The sequence below is a fragment of the Methylobacterium sp. Leaf111 genome (assembly GCF_001423285.1).
GTDB lineage: Bacteria > Pseudomonadota > Alphaproteobacteria > Rhizobiales > Beijerinckiaceae > Methylobacterium.
Genome location: NZ_LMNE01000012.1, coordinates 65,970 through 82,376 on the forward strand (window position 1 = coordinate 65,970; position 16,407 = coordinate 82,376).

Consider the following 16,407-nt stretch of genomic DNA (forward strand, 5'->3'; position numbering starts at 1 on the left):
CGGAGATCGATCCACCGCATCCAGCCGTGACGATCGTTGTCGGCAAGCGTCGATCGGCCTTGTCCGACGGCCATGTCCGCAGGCCCTGCGTGCCCCGCCAAGTCGAGGGAGAAATCCGAACGGATGACGCGCCGGTACATCGGCGGCGACCGCTGCATCGAGCCGCCGACCCCGTGCTTCGAAGATGACAGGGTCCACCCCGCTCAGGGCCGTGACGACGCAGGCGGCCCCATTACGGACGTTCGTGAGCACCGGAGGCGATCGCCGCCGCGATCGTGACCGCGGGGTCGGTGTGCGCGTCGGGTTTGCCCGTCGCAGCGGCGACGAAGATTCCGGCCAGGACGGCGAAGGCCCAGCCAGCGGTGGTCGCGATTCAGCCTGCGCCTTCCGCCTTCGAGCCGCGCAAGGAGGGCCCCGGCCACACCCCTCTGCCGAGGATGATCAGCACCATCGTGCCGAGAAGCTCCCCCAGGAGTGGCGACGTCATGGCAAGTCCGCTGACGTCGTCTTGTGTTTCCGAGGTGGTCGATGCCGGGGTGAACGTCAGTCGTCCTGTCTGTCCCAGTCGAAGGCGCGCTTCACCGCCCGGCCCCAGGCCGCGGTGATGCGCTGGCGCTGCGTCGCGTCCATATTTGGCTCCCAGCGCCGGTCGATTCCCCAGTTGCGCACGAGGTCGTCCGTGCTCTTCCAGTATCCGGTCGCGAGGCCCGCAGCGTAGGCGGCTCCCAGCGCTGTGGTCTCCGTCACCTTCGGCCGCACGACCGGAACGTCGAGGATATCGGCCTGGAACTGCATGAGGGTCACGTTGGCGACCATGCCGCCGTCCGAGCGCAGCTCCCGCACCGGGATGCCGGAATCCTTCTCCATCGCCTCCAGGACCTCGTGGGTCTGGAACGCCGTAGCCTCCAAGCAGGCCCGGGCGATGTGGCCGCGATTGGCATAGCGGGTCAGGCCGATGATCAGGCCGCGGGCACCCTCGTTCCAGTGCGGCGCGTAGAGCCCAGAGAAGGCGGGCACGAAGTAGACACCGCCATTGTCTTCCACGGTGGTGGCCAGGCGCTCGACCTCGGCGCTGTCCTGGATCATGTGCAGGTTGTCGCGCAGCCACTGCACCAGCGCGCCCGTGATGGCGATGGAACCTTCCAGCGCGTAGACCGCGGGCGCGCCGTCGAGCTTGTAGCCCAGCGTCGTCACGAGGCCACAGGTCGAGGGCACCGGCGTCTCGCCGGTGTTCATCAAGGCGAAACAGCCGGTGCCGTAGGTGTTCTTCGCTTCGCCCGGCCGAAAGCAGGTCTGGCCGAACAGGGCGGCCTGCTGGTCTCCGAGGATCCCGGCGATCGGCACCCCGGCGAAGGGCAGGCGTGTCTCTCCGTAGACTTGGGACGACGAGACGATCCCCGGCAGCATCGCGCGGGGAATTCCGAACATGGCAAGCATGCCATCGTCCCAGGCCAGGGTCTCGAGGGACATGAGCTGGGTGCGGCTGGCATTGGTCACGTCGGTAACGTGGAGGCCGCCGTCCGGGCCGCCGGTGAGATTCCAGACGAGCCAGCTGTCGATATTTCCGAATAGGACGTCGCCAGCTTCCGCCTTCTCTCGCGCGCCGTCGACATGGTCGAGGAGCCAGCGCAGTTTCAAGCCCGAGAAGTAGCTCGCCAGGGGCAGGCCTGTGAGCGCACGGAAGCGATCGCGGCCGCCGTGGCGAGCAAACTCGGTCACGAGGCGATCGTTGCGGGTATCCTGCCAGACCAGCGCATTGTGAAGCGGAGTACCCGTGCGCCGGTCCCAGATCAGCGTAGTCTCACGCTGGTTCGTGATGCCGATCGAGAGCAGGTCCTTCGGCGTCAGTCCGGCCCCGTCGAGGGCATCCTGCATGACGGCCTGCGTATTGCGCCAGATCTCTATCGGATCGTGCTCGACGTGGCCGGGCCGCGGATAGATCTGCGCATGTTCCCGCTGCCTGCAGGCGGTGATGTGCCCTTCGCGATCGAAGACGATGAAGCGGCTGCTGGTGGTGCCCTGGTCGATGGCGCCGACATACTGAGACATGGTCGTCTTCCTCCCTTGGGAGCGGCGTCGAGGATGTCCGGGCCGGTCTTCGCGCCGGCTTTGGCGTTTCGGAAGGCGTTGGCGTCAGGCGGCTTCGGCCTTCCGCGCGATATAGGCGGCGAGGCGCGCGGCACTTTTCGGACTCGTGCGCAGGCCGAGCTTCGAGCGGCGCCAAAGGATGTCCTCGGCGGTCCGCACCCATTCGGCGCGAACGAGATAGTCGACCTCGACAGCCGTCAGGCCGCCGTCGAAGGCGTCGCCGAGATCCGCGAGACTGCGGGCGCCCTTCACGATGGTCCGCGCTTCGGTCCCATAGGCTCGGGCGAGGCGCCGCGCGGTCTCGGACGGGAGGAAAGGAGCCTCTCGGCGGAACTGCTCCAGAAATGTTTCGAAATTCGCCGCCGGCATCGCGCCGCCGGGCAGGACTGCAGTGCCGGTCCAGGCTTTCTTGAGCCCCGGGAAATGTGGCGCGATCTTCTCCATCGCGTGCTCGGCGAGGCGACGGTAGGTCGTGATCTTGCCGCCGAAGACCGAGAGCGCTGGAGCCCGCCCACCGCCATCCTCGAGGTCGAGCACGTAGTCTCGGGTGACCGCCGAGGCGTCGGCTGCCGCGTCATCGTAGAGCGGGCGCACCCCGGAGTAGCTCCAGACCACATCCTTCGGGTCGATCGACCGGGCGAAGGAGCGATTGATGCAATCGCAGAGATAGCGCGTCTCCTCCGCCGAGATCGTCGCCGGGCCGGGCTCGTTCTCGTAAGGTACGTCGGTGGTACCGATCAGGGTGAAGTCGTGCTCGTACGGAATCGCGAAGATGATGCGCTTGTCGGGCTGCTGCAGGATATAGGCTTGGTCGCCTTCGTAGAGCCTTGGCACGACGATGTGGCTGCCCTTGATCAGGCGGACTGCCGCGCGGCTGTTGATCCCGAGGGTGGTGCCCAGCGTCTCGCTCACCCAAGGTCCGGCCGCATTGATGACGGCCTTCGCGCGAACGGTCTCGGACTGCCCGGTGCCGACGTCGCGGAGGGTTGCGGTCCAGGACCCGTCGATGCGGCGGGCCGATTCGACGCCGGTCCGTGTTCGGATTTCGGCGCCCCGCGACCTGGCATCCATCGCGTTGAGGACGACGAGCCGACTGTCCTCCACCCAGCAATCCGAATAGACGAAGCCCTTCGAGAGCCGAACCTGTAGAGGCGCGCCCATCGGCGATGTTCGCAAGCGAACCATCTCCGAGCGCGGGAGCGTGCGCAGGCGCGCGAGATGATCGTAGAGGAAGAGGCCGATCCGCAGCATCCAGGCCGGGCGGAGTCCATCGTCGTGCGGGAGCACGAAGCGGAGCGGCCAAATGATGTGCGGTGCCAGACGCAGCAGGCGTTCTCGCTCGGCGAGCGCCTCGCGCACCAGGCGGAACTCGTAATATTCCAGGTAGCGCAGGCCGCCATGGATCAGCTTCGTGCTCGATGACGAGGTGAATTCGGCGAGGTCCCCACGCTCGCAGAGCAGGACCGAGAGGCCTCGTCCGGCCGCGTCGCGAGCGATCCCCGTGCCGTTGATGCCTCCGCCGATGACGAGCAGATCGTAGGGGGCTCCCTCGGCCCGACGGATCCCTCCTGACGTCATGAGTCTCCTCCAGGTCTCGTCGTATGCCGACGCCAGGAGGATTTCCCTTTGTCGAGGAATAGTCGCAAGCGAAAATCAGGGCTTCGCGAGACGCCTCCCGATCCGGTCAATGCGAGCTTCACCCCGTGCCGTTCCATCAGGGCGACGATCTCAGGTGGCGGCGGCCGGTCCGTGAAGAGCGTGTCGATCTGCGCAAGGCGTCCCACCTCGACCATCGGCCGGCACGTGAACTTGGTGTGATCGGCCACCAGGAAGGTCCGTCGGGCGTGCAGGAGGATGGTCTGGCAGGGTGTTGAGGAAGTCCGTGGCGTGCCAGGGGTTGGCATGATTCACTGCTCCCTGGCAGTAAGCGGGGGAGGCAGATGCGGGGCTCGGATCGGCGTTCGGGGGCGTTGTTCTCGTATGTGGCCCTTGGGGCTCGGGTCCGGTCCGATCATCCTCTGCGAGCCATCCGACACTGACGGCTGAGGCGCTGGCGGCCCTGAGCGGGTCGATCTCGGCGCTCTATGCGGCCCGGATGGGTCATCCGTCGATCCCGCCCGAGATGCTGCTGCGGGCCATGCTCCTGCAGATGTTCTACTCGATCCGCTCGGAGCGGCAACTGATGGGGCGGCTGGCGTTCGACTTGTTGTTCCGCTGGTTCGTCGGGCTGGGCATCGACGATCAGGCCTGGGACCATTCGAGCTTCACCCGGAACCGGGACCGGCTGCTGGCCGGTGGGATCGCGGCCCAGTTCCTGGCCGCCGTGCTGGCCCAGCCCCGGGTCAGGCGGCTTCTGTCCAGCGATCTCTTCAGCGTCGACGGGACGCTGATCGAGGCCTGGGCGTCGATTCATATGCTTCAATCCAAGGATAAGGGCGGCAACGATCAAGGGAAAGATCCGCCGCCGTCCGCCGGCGGGCGCAACGTCGAGGTCGACTTCAGGGGTCAGACGCGCTCGAACGAGACCCACGCGAGCACCACGGACCGAGAAGCCCGCCTCTACCGTAAAAGTTCGGGAATGGAAGCCAAGCTCTGCTTCATCGGTCACACCCTGATGGAGAACCGCTGGGGCCTGATCGTGGATAACCTCGCCGCATGTCCAGCTGGTTCGGTCCTGGCTGATCCTTCAAATCAGCCCGGTCCAAAGCCAGCCGGTCAGGTCATGATGTCGCCGGAGCGTTTGAGATTCATCAGGTTTTCGGCATCCTTGATGCCAGCCGGTGCGTTGGCCACGCGGACCTTGACCATCTTGACGCATGCCTCGAGGGCGGTCTGGCCAAACTCGTCGTTGTCGAACCAGAGGATGATCTCCTCGAACCGGTCGAGGCAAAGGTAGTCGGCCTTGAGCTTCCCGGCGGCCCCCTTGGAACCCCCGTCGACCGACTCCACCGCGAATTGCCCCAGACGAAGCAGTGCGTGTGGCTATCGGCAGTCGTTGCCCTCGGGGAAGCTGGTGTCGCGTGGGGCATGGGGTCTCCATGTCCGGCGAGCCCTCGGCTCCGCTCCGGCTTTTGGTGGGACTGCGTGGGACTTGGCGTAGGAGAACTTGACGGGAGACCCGGAGAATGGCCGGCGATAGGTCGCAAATGTTCTCGCCGGGAGGCGCCAGATGAAGGCGCCCCCGGGAGTTGCCATCTTGGTTTACTGAGAAGAACCTGGCGACCCCGGTTGGGCTCGAACCAACGACCTGCCGCTTAGAAGGCGGCTGCTCTATCCAGCTGAGCTACGGAGTCGGGGGTGCCGTCGCCCGTAAAAGGCATGGGTCCCGCCCGGGGTCAAGCCTTTCGGCCGCGGGGGCGAGGCCCCGGCTTCCGGCGCACGGGAAGGGTCGACGTGTACCGCGCCGGGTCGGTCCTTTCGGGGCTTCGCGGGGGCGGCCGCTTGAAAAAGTCCGGCCGGTCCTGTGGGATGCCGATCCATCGTCGAGGGCGGCCCCGCCGGGAGCGGACGCGCGTCGGCGGCCGGCGCGGAGAGCATCCCGATGAGCAGCGCGAATCAACCCGAAGGACCGGCCCCTGTAAAGGGGGGCCTCGTGGCCTACCTGACCGTGGCGGGCGCGATGAAGGCGGCGGAGTTCTACGTCGGGGCCTTTGGGGCGGAGATCGCTGCCGCGTTGCCCGTCGACGACCAGGGACGGACGATGCACGTGCATCTCCACGTCAACGGGGCGTCGCTGATGCTGAGCGACGCGTTTCCCGAGTACGGGCACGCGCTCCAGCCGCCGCAGGCCTTCTCCCTGATGCTGATGGTCGACGACATCGACGCGCGCTACGCCCATGCCGTCGCGGCCGGCGCGACCGCCGTGACGCCGCCGGCCGACATGTTCTGGGGGGATCGCTACGGCCAGCTGCGCGACCCCTTCGGGGTGCTCTGGGCTATGAACCAGCCGAAGCGCTGACCCTCTCTCGCCCACCGTCCTCTGTCGCTGCTGGACCGAGCGGGACGCGATCGGGCGCTGGTTTGCCCGCAAGCCGTTTGTGGCGGCGGCGGAGACCGACCTGGAGCCGGGCGGCGCGACTCGATTCGTCATGATTCGTCATGCGGGGCCCGGACGGCGCGAGATTCCCAGCGCGGGCTTCAACCTTGAACCGATGAAGAACCCCCGGATCGTCTCCACGAACGCCTCTGTCCCGGCCCGGGACCCCTCGGCCAAACCGCTCTCCACCGGCCTCGTTACCTTCGCGCCGGAGGGCGAGGCCACCCGCCACATCACGCGGCTGCGGCACTGGTCGGCGGAGGACTGCGCGGCCCAGGTGGCCATGGGCTTCCCAAACGAATGGGGCCGCGCTCGCCGCAAACCTCTGATGCGGCCTTCACCCAGGCCGCCCTGAGGACCAACGCGGGGGAATGCGGTCACCTCCGAGAAGAGCGTCAAGGTCAGCGCGCCAATCTGCACGAACCTCCGGTACACGTGCAATGCAGAAGAGGCGATCCGCCACGACGTCTCGCGGGTGCCGGACTCCCGCCCCGATCACCTCCCGCGGGCCCGCGGCCTCTGGCCCGGCGACGTGATCCTGATCCGCTTCACCCTCGGCGGGCAGAGCTTCCAGGCCCTGAACGGCGACGTGGTGGCCGATGACGGCACGGCCGCCTCGATCAGGGTTGCCTTCGTGGATCGGGCGGCGTCGACAGGCGCCGGGCGGAGGGTGGTTCCCATATCCCGTAGAGCTGGCTGCGCGACCGCTGGGGTGTGCCCAGGCCGATCGTTCCGGCGATCCCGCCTTGGCTGGTCGGGTCTTCACCGCCATGCAGTCCCTGGTGAAGCGCGACGTCGCCGCCCTCCAGCACGCGGCAGAAGGAACGGATTAAAACCGGGGGCGCCGCAAAAATGACGGAATCCTCGCGGGCCGTGGAACCACTCTCCATGCTTACGCTTGTATAGCAAAGGTTACGGCATAGGTAAGGGACCCAACATGAAGACCTTGGCGACTGCCCTCGCAGGCTTACTCGGTGTCTGCGTTCTCTCCACGAGCCCTGTTGCGGCGGCTCCCTATGATCCGTTCGGCACGAATGCCGGCGAGGATTACTACGCGTCCGATCCGGCCTACGGCTACGGCCGAGCGACCGACGATCCGTACGGCTACCCGGCCACCGCCGGCCAGGGCTACCAGGCGGCGCCCCAGGCGCAGGTCGCCCCGATCCCGCGCGAGATCGTGGCCTTCGACGGCAACTACAAGCCGGGCACGATCGTGGTCTCCACGGCCGAGCGGCGCCTCTACTTCGTGATGCCGAATGGCGAAGCGATCCGCTACGGCGTCGGTGTCGGCCGTCCGGGCTTCACCTGGTCGGGCGTCAAGACGGTGACGGCGAAGAAGGAATGGCCGTCGTGGACGCCCCCGGCCGCGATGATCGCCCGTCGCCCCGACCTGCCGCGTTACATGGCAGGTGGCGTCGAGAACCCCCTGGGCGCCCGCGCCATGTATATCGGCAACACCGAGTACCGCATTCACGGCTCCAACGAGCCGGATACCATCGGTCAGGCCGTGTCGTCGGGCTGCATCCGGATGACCAACGAGGACGTCACCGACCTCTACGAGCGTGTGAAGGTCGGAGCCAAGGTCGTCGTTCTGAACTGATTTTTCGCGACAGGGACGATCACGCGAAGGCCGCGCCATCCGGAAGGATGACGCGGCCTTCGGCGTTCCGGGCGTCGGATCGTCGACCGCTCAGGGGACCACGCGCCCGACCGCGGTCTGCGGTGGGCTGAAGGGCGCGATCGGCATGTCGCAGAAGCAGCGCGCACCGAGGGGGCGCGGACCCGGCAGCGGGCAGGAATAGGGCTGGTAGCCGGTCAGGCCCGACTGCACCGCATCGCAGTTCAGGCCGACCTCGCGACGGGGCGGCAGGCGGCGCTCATCATAGGCGCGGCGCGGCGGCGGCCTGTCGTAGCCGTCGTCATCATATTGCGCGCTGGCGCCTTGTGCCGCGAAAAGCCCGGCGAGGACCGTAAGGATCAGACTGCCTCGGGAGATACGTCGCATGGTCATACGCCCTCGTTGACAGCGCCGGCCCGGAACACTCGGGCAAGCGCGGCGACAGGGTTAGGAGACCCGCCCGTGGCGGGCAAGTCGGGTTCGGGACGGTTCGCATCGCAGCCGGTGCCGCTCTGCACGCCCGGGCTCGAACGCGAACAGCCCACTTGGCCGAAGGGCGAAGCGGGCTGCGAGGCGGAAGCCGCGAGGGCTTGGCGGAGCGAGACTTAGGAGTTGGTGGCGTTCCGCATGGCCTGCTCGGCATCGCTGCCGGCCTTGCGAGCGGCTTCGGAACCCTGCTCCATCGCCTTGCGGGCGTGCTCGGCGCCCTCCTGCATGGCGCCCTTGGCCTTCTCGGCGCTCTGCTGCATCGCCGACTGGGCGAGGCCGCCGAATTCCTTGGCCTGGGCCTGGATGGCGGCGAACTGGCTGCGAACGAACTCGGCCTGATGCTGCATCGCTTCCTGCAGGTCGCGGGAGCGGACGAGCTTCTGGGCGAGGTCGAACGCCGCCGTCACGTTCTGCTCGGCGAATTCGAAGCCGCGGGCGGACACGTCCTGGGCGTTGGTGCGCGCCATCTCGGCGGAGCCCTGCACGGTATCGGCGGTGCGGCGGGCGGCGCTGATGAAGGTGTCGAACGCCTTGCGGGCCTGATCGACGCTCTTCTCGGCGAAATCGCGCATCTCGGCGGGAACCTCGTAATTCGGGGTGCTGTTCATTATCCTCTCCTCAATCTCGTTGTTGATGGCGCGTTGTGCACTGCACAATAGCACAGCGCCGGCCCTATGCCACCCTGCTCGGGCGCATTAAGGTTGACAACAGGTAAACGTGCGGCGGCCCCTCTCGTGGCTTATGGAGAGGCGGTGACGCGGTAAAAAGGACGTCACGTTCCAAGATTCGTCACGCGAAACAGGTGCGGATGTTCGAGAGTGGAGCCTCAGGGCCTGGCGGGAATGACGACGGGGCGATTCAGGCGGCTCTGCGTCGATGCGCGGATGATTCGCGCCTCGGCCCCAGCCTAAGCGATTCGAAGACGGCGGTTCTCCTCCTTGATGCGGACGGGACGCGCATCCTGCACGCATCGCCGCGGGCCGCGAATCTCCGGGACGGCATCAGCGGAGCGGACGGCCGCGTCGACGCGGGGCTCAGGCTCGGCGAGCAGATCGCGCAGGCTCGCCTGCGAAAGGACCAGCCGGTGCTCATGCGCCTGCATCTCGATGCCCGGCGCCTGGCACCGCCGGTCCTGGTCAGCGTGATGCGCATTGCCCTCACCGAGTCGCGCGACGCGGTCGTGCTCCTCGCGAACTCGCCGCTCCCGATGCGTCTGCAGGGTCTCCGCGGGCGCCGCGCACCCGGTGTGGCGGCCGTCGACACGGCTGCGATCGCCGAGCCGGACGCGGCGGAGCACGCGGGCGCGCCGGTCGGGAGCGAACCCGTCGTGGAGACGGAGGAGCCGATCGTCGCCCGGCAGCGCTTCACCTGGGAAAGCGACGCGGCGGGGACGATCCTCCAGGTTTCGTCGGCGGCCGGACCGGGCTTGCGCCGGCGCCTCGAGGGGCGGAGCTGGCAGGCGCTGGCGGATGCGGACATCCTGCGCGATGCCGGCGGCCTTCTCGCCGCCCTCGATCTTGGGCGGACCTTCCGGGCGATCCCGCTGACGTTGATCGCGGCGGATGGCGCCCTCTGCGATCTCGAAATGTCCGGCGCTCCGAAGAACCGGGCCGGATCGGGATGTCGCGGCTTCGGGCAGATCCGGTCGATCACGGGTCTTGTCGCGGCGCTGCCGGCACCGACGGTCGCGGCGGCGCCCGCCCAGGCGACGACCGCGGACGCGGTCGTGCCCGACGCGCCCGCGGCCTCGCATACCGAGGCCGATGTGCCGGTCGAGCCGGCGGTCGATTCCAGCGATCCGCATCTCTCGAGCCACGAGCACGCGGCGTTCCGCGAGATCGCAAGGGCCCTCGGTGCCCGGTTCGCGGGCGACGAGCGTTCGGACAGGGAGGCCGAGCCCAGCCCTCCCTGCGCGGTGATGCCGTTTCCGGTTCCGTTCGCGCGGTCGGCCGACGACCTGTCGCCCGACGCCGCCATGGTGGCGACCCTGGAGCGCATCCCCTCCGGCGTCTTGGTCTATCGCGACGACACCGTGCTGTTTGCCAACCAGACCCTCCTCCGCCTCGTCGGGTACGCGACGCGGGAGGATCTGACGGCGGCCGGTGGGATCGGGCACCTGTTCGGTGGCCTCGATCCCCAGGCCCGACCGGCGGGTGAGGCACCCCTGGTGCTGACGACCCGGGACGGCGGACGGGTCAGCGTCCTGATCGAGCATTCCGCCCTCGATTGGGCCGGCCGACCGGCCCACCTCCTGCTCGCCCGCGATGCCGAGCCGAGCGAGGAAGCCCGCGCCGCGACGGCGACCGCGATCGCCCAGGATTTCGCCGCCCGCCACAGCGTGGATGCCCGCGCGGTCCTCGATGCGCTTGAGGACGGCATCGTGCTGCTCGACCACCAGGCCCGCATCCTCTCCCTGAACCGCCGGACCGCCGAGACCTTCGGGCTCGATCCCCGCGAGGTGGTGGGCGCGAGCTTCCTTGGCCTGTTCGCCTCGGAGCATGCCGTCGATCTGCTGGCGCGGCTGCATGCCGAGCCGGGCTCAATGGTGCGGGACGAGGTGCCGGTGGCGGTGCGCGGCACGGGACGGCGCCTTCGGGTGAAGGTGCTGCCGCTCTCGGGGGACGCGGAGGAACGTGTCTGCGCCGTGATCCGCGATGAGGCCGCGGCCGCCGACCGGAGCGGGGCCGACCTGCGGAGTTCGATCGCGGCACGGGAGGCGATCCCGCAGCAGGCCGAGCTCCTGGCTCAGGTCGCTCAGACCCTTCAGGCGCCGGTCAAGCAGATGCTCGATTCGCTCGGGGGCCTCGTCGACGAGACCGTCGGTCCCGCGGGGTCGGAGCGTTACCGCGTATCCCTCCGGGAGGTGCACGCCTCGGGCGCGCGCCTGCTGGATCTCCTCACGGATCTACTGGACCTGGCGCGGATCGAGGCCGGGAAGATCGACCGCGTCGTCGCGGACATCGCGCTGAACGACGTGGTGACGCACTGCGTCACGCTCCTCCACCCGGAGGCCGTCCGCCGGCGCATCGTCCTGCGCACCAGCTTCTCCACCGACCTGCCGGTTCTCTCGGCCGACGAGCGTTTCGTGCGCCAGGCGACCATGAACGTCATCGCGAACGCCATCGCGCTGACCGAGGCCGGCGGACAGGTCATCGTGTCGACGTCGCTCGCGGATCGCGGGGAGATCGCCCTGCGCATCCGTGATACCGGGGTCGGGATGACGGCGGCCGAGATGGAGGGCGCCCTGCATCCCTTCCGGTCGGGCTCCCGGGTCGAACCATCCCGCGGTACCGGACTCGGGCTGCCGCTGACCAAGGCCCTGACCGAGGCCAATCACGGTCGCTTCCGCATCTCCAGCCGGAAGGACGAGGGAACCCTGGTGGAGATGCTCTTCCCCGTGCCGGGGGCGACGAAACGGGCCTGACACCGGGCCGGGGTCGCTGCAACCGGCCCACGCAGCGCGCGTTGGATTCACAGCGGAGGGGAGCCCTCCCCTGCCATGGAGACGATGATGCGTGCGTTGACGTTGATCGCCGGTCTGGCGATCGGTCTGCCGGGGGTGGCCCTGGCCCAACAGAGTGGCACCGAGCCGAATCTGGGATCGGCCGGCCAGTTCCGGAATATCACTTCGACCGGCGTGACCAAGCCTCCAGGCCGGGCGGCCGCCCCCGAAGAGGATCGCGTGTCGGACACCACCCGCAAGCAGCGCGCCATCGACAAGAAGGTCGAGACCGGCATCTGCATTGGGTGCAACTGACGAGTGTTCAGACAAAAGACCGGTCCTGTCCCGCACCGCGCCATATGGGTGCTTGCGGGGAATATCTCGTTGAGCCTATGACGGTATTTGGAAGACCCGGCTGCGTGAACAGTCGCGATACGATCGGGCACCGATAGGGACAACGCGATGGACGAGAAGGTGGTCGAAGTGCGTTCGACGTGGAGCGAGGGCGCCCACGTCGACAACGCGAAGTACCTGGCCATGTACGAGGCCTCTGTCGCCGATCCAGAGCGGTTCTGGAGCGAGCACGGCAAGCGCATCGACTGGATGACACCTTTCACGAAAGTGAAGAACACGAGTTTCGAGCCCGGTCACATCTCGATCAAGTGGTTCGAGGACGGGCGGACGAACGTCGCTTACAATTGCATCGACCGCCACCTCGCGTCGCGGGGCGATCAGGTCGCGATCATCTGGGAAGGCGACGACCCGAGCGAGTCCAAGCACATCACCTATCGCCAGCTTCATTCTGAAGTCGGCAAGATGGCCAACGTGCTGCGCAATCGTGGCGTGTCCAAGGGCGACCGGGTCACGATTTACCTGCCGATGATCCCCGAGGCCGCCTACGCGATGCTCGCCTGCGCCCGCCTCGGCGCCATCCACTCCATCGTGTTCGGCGGCTTCTCGCCGGATTCGCTGGCCGGGCGTATCGAGGGCTGCGCCTCGAAGATGGTCATCACGGCGGACGAGGGCCTGCGCGGCGGCCGCAAGGTGCCGCTCAAGGCCAATGTGGATGCCGCCATCGCGCGCCTGCCCCAGGACAGCGTCGACCACGTGGTCGTGGTGCGCCGCACCGGGTCGTCGATCGCCATGGAGCCCGGCCGCGACGTCTATTACGACGAGGCCGCCGCCCAGGTCACCGACGAATGCCCGGCCGAGCCGGTGGAGGCCGAGCACCCGCTCTTCATCCTCTACACTTCGGGGTCGACCGGTCAGCCGAAGGGCGTCGTCCACACCACCGGCGGCTACCTCGTCTACGCCTCGATGACGCACCAGTACGTCTTCGATTACCGCGAGGGCGAGGTCTATTGGTGCACGGCCGATGTCGGCTGGGTCACGGGCCACTCCTACATCGTCTACGGGCCCCTCGCGAACGGCGCGACGACCCTGATGTTCGAAGGAATCCCGACCTATCCGTCGAACTCCCGCTTCTGGGAGGTGGTCGACAAGCACAAGGTCAACATCTTCTACACTGCACCGACGGCGATCCGCTCGCTCATGGGCGGTGGCGAAGGCCCGGTGAAGAAGACCTCCCGCGCGTCCCTGCGCGTCCTCGGCTCGGTCGGCGAACCGATCAATCCGGAGGCCTGGGACTGGTACTACAAGGTCGTGGGCGATTCCCGCTGCCCCATCGTCGACACCTGGTGGCAGACCGAGACCGGCGGCATCCTGATCACGCCCCTGCCGGGCGCGACCAAGCTGAAGCCGGGCTCGGCGACGCGGCCGTTCTTCGGTGTCCAGCCCATCGTGGTCGATGCCGAGGGCAAGACGCTGGACGGGCCGTGCGAGGGCAACCTCTGCATCAAGGATTCCTGGCCCGGCCAGATGCGTACGGTCTACGGCGACCACGAGCGCTTCGAGCAGACTTACTTCTCGACCTATCCGGGCAACTACTTCACCGGCGACGGCTGCCGCCGCGACGCGGACGGCTATTACTGGATTACCGGCCGCGTCGACGACGTCATCAACGTCTCGGGCCACCGGATGGGCACGGCGGAGGTGGAATCCTCCCTCGTCGCGCACCCGAAGGTCTCAGAGGCCGCGGTCGTCGGGTATCCCCACAATCTCAAGGGCCAGGGCATCTACGCCTACGTCACCCTGATGGAGGGCGAGGAGGGCTCGGAGGAACTGCGCAAGGAACTCGTGACCTGGGTCCGCAAGGAGATCGGTCCGATCGCCTCGCCGGATCTGATCCAGTTCGCGCCGGGCCTGCCGAAAACCCGCTCGGGCAAGATCATGCGCCGCATCCTGCGCAAGATCGCCGAGGACGAGTTCTCCTCGCTGGGTGACACCTCGACGCTCGCCGAGCCGGCGGTGGTCGACGACCTCATCGAGAATCGTCAGAACCGGACGCACTGAGCGCCCCGTTCCCTTCGATCGCGCGGATACGGCAACCCCGTGTCCGCGCAATTTGCTGCGCCGACAATTCACACGCCTTCAATCCGGAAGCCGCCCTGACAAGAGGCGGATCCCTGGGAGAAAATCGTCATGGCCGATCTGGAGACTGCGCGGATCGCGCAGAGCCCGCACTTCAAGGAACTGGTCCACGAGCGGACACGCTTCGGCTGGACCCTCACCATCATCATGCTGCTGATCTATTTCGGCTTCATCGGCTTGATCGCCTTCGACAAGGCGCTGCTCGCCGTGAAGATCGGCGGCGGCACCGCCTCCCTCGGCCTCGTCCTCGGCGTCGCCGTGATCGTGCTCGCCTTCATCCTCACCGGCATCTACGTCCAGCGCGCCAACGGCCGCTTCGACCAGCTGACCGCTGCCCTCAAGCGGGATCTCGGCCGATGATCCGCGCGAAGCACCCCCTCGTCCTCGGCACCGCTCTGGCGGCCCTGGCCGTGACGGCGGCCTACGCCGCGGGCCCCGATCTCGGCGCGGTCAAGCAGTCGGCGACGAACTGGCCGGCCATCGGCATGTTCGCGTTCTTCGTGCTGTTCACCCTCGGCATCACCTACAAGGCCGCCAAGGGCACCAAGTCGGCGGCCGATTTCTATGCCGCCGGCGGCGGCATCTCGGCCGGCACCAACTCCCTGGCCATCGCGGGCGACTACATGTCCGCCGCCTCGTTCCTGGGCATCTCGGGCCTGGTCTACACCTCGGGCTTCGACGGCCTGATCTACTCCACCGGCTTCCTCGTCGGCTGGCCGATCGTGCTGTTCCTGATCGCGGAGCGCCTGCGCAACCTCGGCAAGTTCACCTTCGCGGATGTCGCCTCCTTCCGCCTCGACCAGACCTCGATCCGCATCATCTCGGCCACCGGCACGCTGGTGGTGGTGGCGTTCTACCTGATCGCCCAGATGGTCGGCGCGGGGAAGCTGATCCAGCTCCTGTTCGGCCTGCCCTACCTCTACGCGGTCATCATCGTCGGCGTGCTGATGATCGTCTACGTGGCCTTCGGCGGCATGAAGGCGACCACCTGGGTGCAGGTGATCAAGGCCTGCCTGCTCCTCGGCGGGGCGACCTTCATGGCCGGCGCCGTGCTGTACAAGTACGGCTTCAACCCCGAGACCCTGTTCGCCGCTGCCGTCGCCACCCACCCCAAGGGTGACGCGATCATGGCGCCGGGCGGCCTCGTCAACAATCCGATCGAGGCGATCTCGCTGGGTGTCGGCCTGATGTTCGGCACGGCCGGCCTGCCGCACATCCTGATGCGCTTCTTCACGGTGTCGGACGCCCAGGCGGCCCGCAAGTCGGTGTTCTATGCCACCGGCCTGATCGGCTACTTCTACATCCTCACCTTCATCATCGGTTTCGGCGGTATCGCCCTGCTGATGTCCGACCCGGCCTACTTCTCCCTCGACGCGGCCGGCGCCTTCGACAAGCTCAAGGGCATGATCGGCGGCACCAACATGGTGGCGGTGAACCTCGCCAACGCAGTGGGCGGCCCGTACTTCCTGGGCTTCATCTCGGCCGTGGCCTTCGCGACCATCCTGGCGGTGGTGGCGGGCCTGACGCTCGCCGGCGCCTCGGCGGTCAGCCACGACCTTTACGCTCAGGTGATCGCCCGCGGGCGCACCAACGAGGCGGCGGAGGTCCGGCTCTCCAAGATCGCCGCCGTCGTCATCGGCATCGTGGCGATCTATCTCGGCTACGTCTTCGAGAACCAGAACGTCGCCTTCATGGTCGGCCTCGCCTTCTCGGTGGCGGCCAGCTGCAACTTCCCGGTCCTGACCATGTCGATCCTGTGGAAGGGCACCACCACCTGGGGTGCCCTTATCGGCGGCCTCGTCGGCCTCGTCGCGGCGGTCGGGATGGTGGTGCTGTCGAAGGCAGTCTGGGTGACGACCTTCGGCAATCCCGTGGCGATCTTCCCCTACGACAACCCGGCCCTGTTCTCGATGCCGCTGGCCTTCCTGACGATCTTCCTCGTCTCGAAGCTCGACAACACCCGGCGGGCGAAAGCCGAGCGCGCACTGTTCGACGCGCAGTTCGTTCGCTCCGAGACGGGAATCGGTGCCGACGGCGCCCACGCGCACTAGGCGCTGCTGATGCAAACGAAGGCCACTCGATGGGGGGCGCGACGCGAGTCGCGCCCCCTCTTTGTTTCCGGGCCGGACTTTAATCCCGGCCAAAGACAAAAAAACTTCGCGGACGGCTAAAAAAATATCTGGATTCGATCTCTCGCGGTCGTCGGGGGACTTGGGCGAAAACGTGGCATGGCCTAGCATCGAG

General features: G+C 67.5%; 11 protein-coding genes, 1 tRNA gene and 2 pseudogenes. 9 read left to right on the forward strand and 5 right to left on the reverse strand.

All coding sequences use genetic code 11. From position 1 onward, the window contains the following. Positions 1 to 543: 543 nt before the first annotated feature. A complete protein-coding gene (glpK, locus tag ASF41_RS09450; protein ID WP_056492692.1) occupies positions 544 to 2,049 on the reverse strand; it encodes a glycerol kinase GlpK in 1,506 nt (501 codons plus the stop codon). Positions 2,050 to 2,133: 84 nt separating this feature from the next. Next, complete coding sequence (glpD, locus tag ASF41_RS09455) at positions 2,134 to 3,666, reverse strand: glycerol-3-phosphate dehydrogenase (RefSeq protein WP_056492695.1); 1,533 nt, start codon at positions 3,664 to 3,666, stop codon at positions 2,134 to 2,136. A gap of 362 nt (positions 3,667 to 4,028) precedes the next feature. Here glpD and ASF41_RS09460 point away from each other — a divergent pair. Continuing rightward, a pseudogene (locus ASF41_RS09460) lies at positions 4,029 to 4,732 on the forward strand (transposase); the annotation flags it as partial. Positions 4,733 to 5,304: 572 nt separating this feature from the next. Here ASF41_RS09460 and ASF41_RS09465 read toward each other — a convergent pair. Continuing rightward, positions 5,305 to 5,381: transfer RNA gene (locus ASF41_RS09465), tRNA-Arg, on the reverse strand. 248 nt (positions 5,382 to 5,629) lie between these two features. Between ASF41_RS09465 and ASF41_RS09470 the strand changes: the two genes are divergently transcribed. From ASF41_RS09470 to ASF41_RS09480, 3 genes and pseudogenes are all read left to right on the forward strand, one after another. Next, positions 5,630 to 6,046: a glyoxalase/bleomycin resistance/extradiol dioxygenase family protein gene (locus ASF41_RS09470; protein ID WP_056492701.1), complete on the forward strand. Its 417-nt coding sequence runs from the start codon at positions 5,630 to 5,632 to the stop codon at positions 6,044 to 6,046. A gap of 19 nt (positions 6,047 to 6,065) precedes the next feature. Continuing rightward, a pseudogene (locus tag ASF41_RS23655) lies at positions 6,066 to 6,479 on the forward strand (SRPBCC domain-containing protein); the annotation flags it as partial. A 582-nt stretch (positions 6,480 to 7,061) separates the two neighbouring features. Further along, entirely contained in the window at positions 7,062 to 7,724 is a 663-nt protein-coding gene (locus ASF41_RS09480) for a L,D-transpeptidase (protein WP_056222332.1), read from the forward strand. A gap of 90 nt (positions 7,725 to 7,814) precedes the next feature. Here ASF41_RS09480 and ASF41_RS09485 read toward each other — a convergent pair whose 3' ends face one another. After that, complete coding sequence (locus ASF41_RS09485; protein ID WP_056274673.1) at positions 7,815 to 8,129, reverse strand: hypothetical protein; 315 nt, start codon at positions 8,127 to 8,129, stop codon at positions 7,815 to 7,817. A gap of 218 nt (positions 8,130 to 8,347) precedes the next feature. Continuing rightward, positions 8,348 to 8,839 (reverse strand): phasin, encoded by a 492-nt coding sequence (locus ASF41_RS09490; RefSeq protein WP_056222335.1) that lies wholly within the window; start codon positions 8,837 to 8,839, stop codon positions 8,348 to 8,350. Between the two features lie 482 nt (positions 8,840 to 9,321). On the opposite strand from ASF41_RS09490, the gene ASF41_RS09495 reads away from it, so the two are divergent. The 5 genes from ASF41_RS09495 (at position 9,322) to ASF41_RS09515 (ending at position 16,214) form a co-directional block, all read left to right on the forward strand. Further along, the gene (locus ASF41_RS09495) at positions 9,322 to 11,655 is read left to right on the forward strand and encodes an ATP-binding protein (RefSeq protein ID WP_156653256.1); all 2,334 of its coding nucleotides are present in this window, start codon (positions 9,322 to 9,324) and stop codon (positions 11,653 to 11,655) included. Between the two features lie 75 nt (positions 11,656 to 11,730). Beyond that, the gene (locus ASF41_RS09500; protein WP_056222342.1) at positions 11,731 to 11,988 is read left to right on the forward strand and encodes a hypothetical protein; all 258 of its coding nucleotides are present in this window, start codon (positions 11,731 to 11,733) and stop codon (positions 11,986 to 11,988) included. Positions 11,989 to 12,135: 147 nt separating this feature from the next. Continuing rightward, a complete protein-coding gene (gene acs / locus ASF41_RS09505; RefSeq protein ID WP_056380587.1) occupies positions 12,136 to 14,085 on the forward strand; it encodes an acetate--CoA ligase in 1,950 nt (649 codons plus the stop codon). 129 nt (positions 14,086 to 14,214) lie between these two features. After that, on the forward strand, positions 14,215 to 14,523 hold the full coding sequence (locus ASF41_RS09510) for a DUF485 domain-containing protein (protein WP_056222348.1): 309 nt from the start codon (positions 14,215 to 14,217) through the stop codon (positions 14,521 to 14,523). Further along, positions 14,520 to 16,214 (forward strand): cation acetate symporter, encoded by a 1,695-nt coding sequence (locus ASF41_RS09515; protein ID WP_056222351.1) that lies wholly within the window; start codon positions 14,520 to 14,522, stop codon positions 16,212 to 16,214. Before ASF41_RS09510 ends, ASF41_RS09515 begins: the two co-directional genes overlap by 4 nt. Positions 16,215 to 16,407 lie beyond the last annotated feature (193 nt).